Consider the following 7089-nt stretch of genomic DNA (forward strand, 5'->3'; position numbering starts at 1 on the left):
AGGCCCGGCCGATTGCAGTCAACGCGTGCAGCGGGCGAGTGCCGGCCGCACTAAGCGGGCTCTCAGACCCGGCGGTCGCTGTTCTGGCTGCGCCGCGGCTGCGCCGCACCGCTGCGGTTGTTGCCAGCGCCGGCGCTGGCACCGTTGCTGCGGCCATTGGCAGGACCACGACCACCGCCGCCGGCGCGACGCTGCTGCGGACGCGGCGAGCCGGACGGGCGCGGCATCGGGCCGCACATCTTCAAGGGCTGATTCGGCTCGAAACCGACGATCACTTCCTGGGTGATCTCACGCCCGATCAGCTTCTGGATCTCGCGCAGCTGGCCGGCTTCCTCGTGACAGACCAACGAGATCGCGTGGCCGGTGCTGCCGTTGCGACCGGTGCGGCCGATCCGGTGAACATAGTCTTCCGCGACCATCGGCAGATCGAAGTTGATCACCGTCGGCAGCTGGTCGATGTCGATGCCGCGGGCGGCGATATCGGTGGCAACCAGCGCGGTGATGCGGCCGTTCTTGAAATCGCTGAGCGCCTTGGTACGGGCGCCCTGGCTCTTGTTGCCGTGGATCGCAGCGGCCTTCATGCCGGCTGCTTCGAGCAGCTTCACCAGGCGGTCGGCGCCGTGCTTGGTGCGGCTGAACACCAGGGTCTGGCGGCGGCTGTCGAGGCTCAGCACGTGCAGCAGCAGATCGCGCTTCTTGGCGGTGTCGACCGGGTAGACCACGTGCTCGATCATCTCCACCGTGCTGTTGCGCGGGGCGACCTGGATCTCGGCCGGGTTGTGCAGGAACTGCTTGGCCAGCTCGCGGATCTGCTCGGCGAACGTAGCCGAGAACAGCAGGGTCTGACGCTTGTGCGGCAGTTTGGTCAGGATGCGCTTGATCGCCGGCAGGAAGCCCATGTCGAGCATGCGGTCCGCTTCGTCGAGGATCAGCACTTCGATCTGCGACAGATCGACCGTGCCCTGGCCGAGGTGATCGATCAGGCGGCCCGGCGTGGCCACCAGCACGTCAACGCCGCGGCGCAGCGCTTCGACCTGCGGCACCATGCCGACGCCGCCGAACACGGTCGCCGAGCGGATGCGCAGATGCTTGCCGTAGTCGCGCACGCTCTCATGCACCTGGGCCGCCAGTTCGCGGGTGGGGGTCAGCACCAGCGCACGCGGGCGCTTGGAGGTTGCCGGGGTGCCGGCCGCCAGACGCTGCAGCAGCGGCAGTGCGAACGCGGCGGTTTTGCCGGTGCCAGTCTGGGCGCCGGCGAGAACATCGCGACCCTGCAGCACGTGCGGGATCGCCAGCTGCTGGATTTCGGTGGGGGAGGTATAGCCAAGGTCGGCCAACGCGCGCAGCAGCGGGCTGGACAGCCCGAGGTTGTCAAAAGACATGAATGATTCCATCTGGTGACCCAAGCGCTCCCGACAACCGCGCTGCAGGTGGTGTTGCGTGGCGAGGATTCGCCATGGACACGGCGCGCGCATATCGCGGCCGGTCAGCTCCGACGCATTTGAAGAGCGGCGGCTGGACCCTGGACACTCGGGCGACAGGGCCATGGAAGACCCGGACTACGCGACGACAAGGCCCTGGGGAGAGCGCACACGGCGCATCAGAGCGTCGGCAAGGCTACAGGAGATCGCCGCCCAGGTCACGCCGGCAGCGCGCCGTGCTTCTGCTCGGCGCTACAGCAGTCGCTTGGCGCCGAGGAAATGATCGCGCCAGTAGTGGCCATCGAGGGCATCCAGGCGCACCGTGCCGCCGCTGCTCGGCGCGTGCACGAAGCGCCCCTCGCCGACATAGATGCCGGCGTGGTTGACCCGGCCGCGGCTGCCGAAGAACACCAGATCGCCCGAGCGCAGCGCGCGGCGGGCGACGTCTGATCCGCGCAGCGCCTCGAGTTCGCCGGTAGTGCGTGGCAGGCGCAGCGCGGCCGCCTCGCGGAACACGTAGCCGATCAGGCCGCTGCAGTCGAAGCCGGCATCCGGCGTGTTGCCGCCGTATCGATACGGCGTACCGACCAGCGAAATCGCCAGAAACAGCACCTCGTTGGCGAGGTGGCTTGGCATCCCGGCACCCGCAACTGAAGATCCTGAATCCGTTGCCGTAGGCGGTTGCGGCCGCTTCGGTGCGCCGCCGCATGCGGCCAGCACGAGTATCAGGATCAGCAGTGCCACGCGCCGGCTGCCGTGACGAAGCCGGCCATCGCCGCTATCCTGTCGCGTTACGTCCCTTCCGCATCCAGCCAAGAAGTCACCCATGAAAGTCGAAGAAAACCGTGTTGTCCGTTTCCATTACACCGTGTCCGAAGCCGGCCGCGAAGTCGAGAGCTCGCGCACCGTCGGTGAGCCGCTGGCGGTCCTGTACGGCCGTGGCGGCCTGATCAAAGGCATCGAGGCCGCGCTGGCGGGCCGCGAGGTCGGCGAACAGATCCAGACCGAGATCAGCCCGGAAGAGGGTTACGGCCCGTATCGCCCCGAGTTGAGCCAGCGCGTGCCCAAGAAGCACTTCAAGAACATGCCACTGAAAGTCGGCCAGACCGTGATGATGCAGACCCGCGAGGGCCCGCGTCCGATCACCATCCAGAAGGTTGGCATGAGCGTCGTCGACATCGACCTGAACCATCCGATGGCCGGCAAGCAGCTGAGCTTCGATATCGAGATCATCGAAGTGCGCGAGGCCTCGCCTGAAGAGCTCGATCACGGTCACGTGCAACGCGAGGGCGGCGTGCAGCATTGAGGTTCGGCCGCCGCGATGGGCTGAACGCCCGTTGCGGCGGCGGACCTTGTGGTCGGGGGTTGCAGCGAACGCGAGCCGGACCAAGGGCTTCCCTGCTGTTCCCACGTGAGAAGAGGGGCGAATCGCGCGATGTGGGGCGGATCGAAGGGCAGCGCAGGCGCCCCACTCCTTGCGTGCCTTCGCCTCCCGTCGGGCAAGTCCCCGGAACGGTCCCCGCGCCGACTGGCTGCGTCTTCCGGTGAGGTTTGCCCAGTCAGAAGCTGCCAGCCCGGAAGTAGGCAATCGCGGAGCTAAAGAGGGTAGTCCATCCCCTCAATACCCCTTTTGAGGCTAGGATTACCCCATTCCGTCGCCGCCTCAAGCCATGCATTCCCTCACGCCAGAGTTCCTCCAGTGCCTCCGTTTTGACACCCTGCAAATGGCCACGCTGCGGGCGTTGGGCGAGTGCCGCGGCCGACAACAGCTGTTCGTTGCGCAGTCGCCCGAGGTGCTGACCGACCTGCGGCAGGTGGCGGTCGTCGAGTCGACCGAGTCGTCCAACCGCCTCGAGGGCGTTGTGGTCGCCCCCAGCCGTCTGCGTTCGCTGGTGCTAAAGCAGGCCGAGCCCAAGAGCCGATCCGAACAGGAAGTCGCCGGCTACCGCGATGCGCTGTCGCTGGTGCACGAAAGCGCCACCCACATGCCGTTTTCCGCTGGCGTGCTGATGCAGCTCCACACCATGCTGTATCGCTACCTGCCGCAGCCGGGTGGCCGCTGGAAGTCCACGGACAACGACATCATCGAGCGTCATCCGGACGGCAGCTCGCGCATACGCTTCAAGCCGGTCGCCGCTCACCTCACGCCAATGGCGGTGACCGACCTTGTCGCCCATTATGACTATGCCCTCGGCAAGCATCTGGCGGATCCGCTCGTGCTGGTGCCGTTGGCGGTGCTCGACTTCCTGTGCATTCATCCGTTTCCCGACGGCAATGGCCGAGTCGGTCGTCTGCTGACGCTGCAGTTGCTCTACCACTTCGACTACGCGGTTGGCCGCTTCATCAGCCTGGAGCGCGTCATCGAGGAGTCGAAGCAGAGCTACTACGAAACCCTGGAAGCCAGCTCGCAGGGTTGGCATCAGGCCCAGCACGAGGTCGCGCCCTGGCTCAACTATTTCTGGGGCGTTCTGCTGCGCGCCTACGGTGAGTTCGAGCAGCGCGTGGGCACCATCGAGCGTGGCCGGGGCAGCAAGGGCGAACGCGTACGCGCTGAAGTACTGCGCCGCACCCAGCCCTTCTCCATTTCGGAGATCGAACAAGCCTGCCCGGGCGTCAGCCGTGACATGGTGCGAGTGGTGCTGCGCGAGATGAAGGCGGAAGGATTGATTGCGCCGAGCGGTATGGGGCGTGGGGCAACATGGAGTCGACAGTAGCCCGACTGCGTGGGCAGGCTCAATCGAAGAATCAACAAGCCTCAAACACATGGCCTCGCACCTCACCCAAGCGGCGACTTGCGAGCGCACCAAGGAACAAGGACCCGCAACAAATGATTGCCGACCACTTTGCCGGGCTTGAGCAGTTCGAGGCCGACCTCTGGAAGATCGCCGATGACCTGCGCGCCAACTCCGGCCTCGCATCGAACGAATACTTCATGCCCATCATGGGCCTGCTGTTCCTGCGCCACGCCAGCAATCGGTACTACGAGGCCTTGGCAGCCATACAGGCCGACAAGCTCGCCGGTCGAATGCCTGAGCGGCCCTTGGCCGATGCCGATTTTCTCCGCCGTCGGGCCATGTTCCTGCCTGAGGTGGCACGCTTCGATGCGCTGTTGGCGATGCCGAAAGATGGCCAGCTGGGCGGGGCGCTCACTCACGCGATGGAAGAGGTTGAGAAGCACTTCCCGCCGCTCGCCGGCCAGTTGCCGAAGGATTACGCGCGTTTCGATGACGACATCCTGGAGCGCATGTTGCGGCTGTTCGACTCCGAGGCGCTGCGTACCGCATCCGGCGATGTGTTCGGCCGCATCTACGAGTATTTCCTTGCCGAGTTCTCCAAGCAGGGCGCCCACGACAACGGCGAGTTCTTTACGCCGCCCTCGATCGTGCAGACGCTGGTCAATGTGATTGAACCCGATCACGGCATCGTCTTCGACCCCGCCTGCGGCTCGGGCGGCATGTTCGTGCAGTCCAGCCACTTCATCGAGGACGCTGGCGAAGACACCATGAACCGGGTGACCTTCTTTGGCCACGAGAAGAACGAAACCACCGCCAAGCTGGCGCAGATCAACCTCGCCGTGCACGGGCTGGAGGGCAAGATCCGCTCCGGCAACGAAGCCATCACCTACTACAAGGACCCGCACGAACTGCTCGGCAAGTGCGACTTCGTCATGGCCAACCCGCCCTTCAACGTCGACGAAGTCGACGCAGAGAAGGTCAAGCACGACCCGCGTCTGCCCTTTGGCCTGCCGGGAGTGAACAAGGCCAAGAAGGTCAGCAACGCCAACTACCTGTGGCTGTCGTACTTCTACAGCTACCTCAACGAGAACGGCCGCGCCGGTGTGGTGATGTCCTCACAGGCCTCCAGCGCCGGGCGCGATGAGGCGATCGTTCGGCAGAAGCTGGTTGAGACCGGCGCCGTCGACGTGATGATCGACATCCGCGGCAACTTCTTCTACACCCGCACCGTGCCCTGCCAGCTCTGGTTCTTCGATCGCGCCAAAGAGCGCGACAACGAACGACGCGATCAGATGCTGATGCTCGATGCGCGCGGCATCTACCGCAAAGTGACCCGGGCGATCTACGACTTCAGCCCGGAGCAGCAGAAAAACCTCGCCGCCATCGTTTGGCTGTACCGCGGGCAGTCGCAGCGGTTTGTCGCCCTGATCGAGTCCTACCTGGCCACCTCGCTGCAGCATGCACACGCCATGGCCGTGCCGCTTGAGGCGTTCGAGCAGGCACTGACCAAGCTGATCGCGATCATGACCCCCTTCGCGCGGGCGCCGCGCGAGGCGGATCCGCTGAACGATGCCTGGGTGGAGCTTGAAGGCTCCAAAGCCCTGGTTGCAGACGATGCCGTGAGCCTGGGCTGGGAAGTCCTGGACCGTACACGCGAATGGTCAGCCACCCAGGACGGGCAGCGCAGCAACAGCCGCCTGCAGTCGGCGCGCTGGGCCCTGCACCCGCTGGCCGAGCGCTGCCGCGACCTCAGCCGCCAGCTCGATCAGGCCGTGAAGCTGGCAGGGCGCGTGGTCGATGTGGCCGTGAAGGAGCTGGCCGCCAAGGACTGCGAGCTGTGGCCCAGCGCCGAGATCAACCGTGCCCGCAAGGCGCTGGAGACAGCGCGCGCCGCCGCGGTGGAAGCCCTGCGGCAGACCCGCTACTTCGTGAAGCAGGCCGACTGGCTGCACGAGCGCTTTCCCGAGGCCGAGTTCCGCAATATCGAGGGCTTGGTCAAACGCGTCTACCGCAGCGAAATCGCCGCCCACGACTGGAGCCTGACGCCGGGCCGCTACGTCGGCGTGGCGCCGCAAGAGGTGGACGAGGACTTCGACTTCGAGGAGGCGCTGCGGTCGATCCATATCGACTTGAAGGGCCTCAACGAAGAGGCCGTCGAGCTGGCAGCGAAGATCGCGCGGAATTTTGAGGAGCTGGGCGTGTGAGTTGGAAGCCTTGCAACCTTGGCGACGTGCTGACTCTGCAACGTGGTCATGATCTTCCGGACAGGGTTCGCGTGGATGGCGACGTACCCGTGGTGTCCTCCTCCGGTGTCACTGGGCGGCACAGCGTGGCGAAGGCCGAGCCACCCGGAGTCGTCACCGGACGATACGGCACGATCGGAGAAGTCTTCTTTCTCGCAGAGTCCTACTGGCCACTCAACACGGCCCTCTACGTGGTGGACTTCAAGGGCAATGACCCGAAGTTCTGCGCTTACCTGCTCAGGAGCGTCCTCAAGAACTACCGGTCTGAAAAGGCGGCTGTACCAGGCGTTGATCGGAGAGTCTTGCACTTGCTGAAAGTCGCCGCACCTGCACGACGCGAGCAGGTGCGCATCGCCTCAGTCCTCTCGGCCTACGACGACCTGATCGAGAACAACCGGCGACGGATTGCGCTGCTGGAGGAGTCGGCGCGGCTGCTCTACCGCGAGTGGTTCGTCCACCTCCGCTTCCCCGGACACGAGCACATCAAGATCGTCGATGGTTTACCCGATGACTGGACTTCTCAGGCTTTCGGACAAGTCGCTGAGCTTCGCTACGGCAAGGCTTTCCCTACGCGCCTACACTCCACGAGACAGTGACGCAGCACGTTATCTCTCATTCTAGGGCGGCTTTGTTCGGAGACTCCCATGCCAAAGCCGTTGCGGGTTCGCCCGCCAGAAACATCTTCCGCCG

The 7089-nt window shown here is 65.1% G+C and carries 6 protein-coding genes; 4 read left to right on the forward strand and 2 right to left on the reverse strand.

Annotated elements, in window-relative coordinates:
• Positions 1-62: 62 nt before the first annotated feature.
• Together ACIQ7H_RS16965 and ACIQ7H_RS16970 are read right to left on the reverse strand one after the other, a co-directional pair.
• Positions 63-1382 carry a DEAD/DEAH box helicase gene (locus tag ACIQ7H_RS16965; protein ID WP_395793674.1) on the reverse strand — a complete coding sequence of 440 codons (1320 nt, stop codon included), beginning with the start codon at positions 1380-1382 and terminating at the stop codon, positions 63-65.
• 291 nt (positions 1383-1673) lie between these two features.
• A complete protein-coding gene (locus ACIQ7H_RS16970) occupies positions 1674-2249 on the reverse strand; it encodes a C40 family peptidase (protein WP_395793676.1) in 576 nt (191 codons plus the stop codon).
• On the opposite strand from ACIQ7H_RS16970, the gene ACIQ7H_RS16975 reads away from it, so the two are divergent.
• From ACIQ7H_RS16975 to ACIQ7H_RS16990, 4 genes are all read left to right on the forward strand, one after another.
• Positions 2248-2727: a peptidylprolyl isomerase gene (locus ACIQ7H_RS16975; RefSeq protein WP_395793678.1), complete on the forward strand. Its 480-nt coding sequence runs from the start codon at positions 2248-2250 to the stop codon at positions 2725-2727. The two genes, ACIQ7H_RS16970 and ACIQ7H_RS16975, sit on opposite strands and share 2 nt — an antisense overlap.
• A 418-nt stretch (positions 2728-3145) precedes the next feature.
• Positions 3146-4135 (forward strand): Fic family protein, encoded by a 990-nt coding sequence (locus ACIQ7H_RS16980; protein ID WP_395793680.1) that lies wholly within the window; start codon positions 3146-3148, stop codon positions 4133-4135.
• A gap of 113 nt (positions 4136-4248) precedes the next feature.
• Positions 4249-6360: an N-6 DNA methylase gene (locus tag ACIQ7H_RS16985; RefSeq protein ID WP_395793682.1), complete on the forward strand. Its 2112-nt coding sequence runs from the start codon at positions 4249-4251 to the stop codon at positions 6358-6360.
• Entirely contained in the window at positions 6357-6995 is a 639-nt protein-coding gene (locus ACIQ7H_RS16990) for a restriction endonuclease subunit S (RefSeq protein ID WP_395793684.1), read from the forward strand. The genes ACIQ7H_RS16985 and ACIQ7H_RS16990 overlap by 4 nt, the downstream gene beginning before the upstream one ends.
• Positions 6996-7089: the final 94 nt, after the last annotated feature.

Origin of the sequence: Aquimonas sp., from assembly GCF_044377145.1 — a bacterium.
Taxonomy (GTDB): domain Bacteria; phylum Pseudomonadota; class Gammaproteobacteria; order Xanthomonadales; family Xanthomonadaceae; genus Aquimonas.

What these genes read in the sequence shown, in the direction of transcription:
- ACIQ7H_RS16975 (WP_395793678.1), top strand. Translation starts at nt 2,248, where the DNA reads ATGAAAGTCGAAGAAAACCGTGTTGTCCGTTTCCATTACACCGTGTCC.
- ACIQ7H_RS16985 (WP_395793682.1), top strand. Translation starts at nt 4,249, where the DNA reads ATGATTGCCGACCACTTTGCCGGGCTTGAGCAGTTCGAGGCCGACCTC.
- ACIQ7H_RS16965 (WP_395793674.1), bottom strand. Translation starts at nt 1,382, where the DNA reads ATGTCTTTTGACAACCTCGGGCTGTCCAGCCCGCTGCTGCGCGCGTTG.
- ACIQ7H_RS16980 (WP_395793680.1), top strand. Translation starts at nt 3,146, where the DNA reads ATGGCCACGCTGCGGGCGTTGGGCGAGTGCCGCGGCCGACAACAGCTG.
- ACIQ7H_RS16970 (WP_395793676.1), bottom strand. Translation starts at nt 2,249, where the DNA reads ATGGGTGACTTCTTGGCTGGATGCGGAAGGGACGTAACGCGACAGGAT.